Genomic DNA, 1,979 nt, shown 5'->3' with positions numbered 1-1,979 from the left:
GCGCCGCCTCCCGTCAGCCGCGCCAGGGCAGCTCCGCGGTGACCACCGTGCCGCCGCCCGCCGGGGAGCGGACGGCCAGGATGCCGTCGACGGCGCCGAGCCGCTCCGCGAGCCCGGCCAGCCCCGTGCCGTTCGCCCGGTCGCCCGCGGCGAGCGCGTCCGCCGCGCCGCCGCGGCCGTCGTCGGCGACCTGGAGCATGAGCCGCCCCTCGGCCCGCCACAGGTCGACGGTGGCCGAGCGGGCCCCGCTGTGCTTGCTGATGTTCTGGAGCAGTTCGGAGACGGTGAAGTAGGTGATGCCCTCGATGGCCGGGGCGGGGCGGGACGGCAGGTCAGCGGTCACGTTCACCGGCACGGTGCAGCGCGCCGCCAGCGCGGAGAGGGCCGGGCCGAGCCCGCGGTCGGTGAGGATCGCGGGGTGGATGCCGCGGGCGAGGTCGCGCAGTTCCTGGAGGGCGGTCTTCACCTCGCCGTGTGCCTCGTCGACCATCCTCGCCGCGGCCTCCGGGTCCTCCAGCAGCTTCTCCTTGGCCAGCCCGAGGTCCATGGCGAGTGCCACGAGCCGGGCCTGGGCGCCGTCGTGCAGGTCGCGCTCGATGCGGCGCAGATCGGCGGCGGCGGTGTCGACGACCACGCCGCGGTCCGTCTCCAGCTCCGACACCCGCGTCGCGAGCTGTGACGGCCCGAGGAGCCCGCCGACCATCACCCGGTCGACCGTCGCCATCCCCCGGATCACCCAGGGCGTGGCCAGGACGAACGCCAGGCCCAGGGCACCGGTGACGGCGACCTCGAACGGGTTGTCGAGATAGAAGCCGTTGCCCCGGCCGTCCCCCCACAACTGGATGCCCGGGTAGTCGGTGAACGTCGGGAAGACCCAGAACCACAGCGGATACAGCATCGTCGCCCAGCCGTACGTCATCAGCGTCAGCGAGACGCAGAAACTGAAGACCGCCCAGGGGAAGTGCAGCACCGCGTACAGCAGATGCCGCCAGGAGACGCCGCTGCGCAGCACCGCGCCCACCCAGCCCAGCAGTCCCGGCTTCGCCGGCCGGACCGGCTCCGGGGAGGAGACGTCCAGGGACAGCAGGGTGCGGGCGCGGCCGCGTTCGACCGAGCCGAGCATCCGGCAGCCGGCCAGGGCGGCGGCGAGGACCGGCACCCCGAGGAAGGTCACCACCAGGCCGAGCCCGAGCGAGGTCATCGTCACCGCGTACGTGAACATGATGATCGAGAGGGGCAGGTTCAGCAGCAGATACAGGAACTCGCGCCAGGTGCGGCCCTCGAACGGCGCGCGCAGCGCCGCGGGGACCCGGGAGGCGCGGGGCTCCGTTCCGTATCCGCGGTGGCCGTCGTGGCCGTCGTAACCGCTGTATCCGCCGCCGTATCCGCCGTGATCGCCGTATCCGATCGCCATCGCGTCGTCCGTCCGTTCTGCCGGGGGCGGCCCGCACGCCCGAAATGCGCGTCCGCCGGTGTTGTCCCTCCAGGCTGCTGGAAGGGCGTGGTCCGGGGAATGGAGCGGGTCGGCGTCTGCGGGAGGGGGTTATCCCCACCCGCGGGGGAGGGCGGGCTTCCGGGGCGGGACGGGCTTTCGGGGGGAACGGACCTCCGGGGTGGGGCGGGCTTCCGGGGGAGACGGGCTTCCGGGGCGGGGCGGCTTCCGGAGCGAGACGGCGGACGAGGACGGGGGCGGGGACGGTCGAGAGGACGGCGGTGCCGGGCCACTGCCGGGCCACTGCCCGGTCACTGCCCGGCCACTGCCGGGCCACTGATGGGAGGGGAGGTGAGGGGAGGCGAGGGGCCGGGGAAGAGGGGAGAAGCGCGGGGCGCCGCCGTGCGTGCGGCCCGGCCCGCGGGCGCTCCGTGGGTCGGCGGCGGTGCGCGGGGCGGCGGTGCGCGCTGCGGTGGTGCGCGGTAGGCCGTCGGCCCGGAGTGGTGGGTTCTGGTGGGCCCGGTGGGTTCGTACGCGGTGCGCCGCG

Annotated in this window: 1 protein-coding gene; it reads right to left on the bottom strand. The window is 75.0% G+C overall.

The features are described from left to right. Positions 1-13: 13 nt before the first annotated feature. Positions 14-1,414: a sensor histidine kinase gene (locus GCU69_RS10470; protein WP_098753428.1), complete on the bottom strand. Its 1,401-nt coding sequence runs from the start codon at positions 1,412-1,414 to the stop codon at positions 14-16. Between the last annotated feature and the right edge of the window lie 565 nt (positions 1,415-1,979).

Source organism: Streptomyces lycii (assembly GCF_009735685.1).
GTDB lineage: Bacteria > Actinomycetota > Actinomycetes > Streptomycetales > Streptomycetaceae > Streptomyces > Streptomyces lycii.
This window is presented reverse-complemented; position numbering and strand designations above follow the sequence as displayed.

Excerpts from the sequence above, each read along its gene's own strand:
- GCU69_RS10470 (WP_098753428.1), bottom strand. The coding sequence starts at position 1,414 with ATGGCGATCGGATACGGCGATCACGGCGGATACGGCGGCGGATACAGC.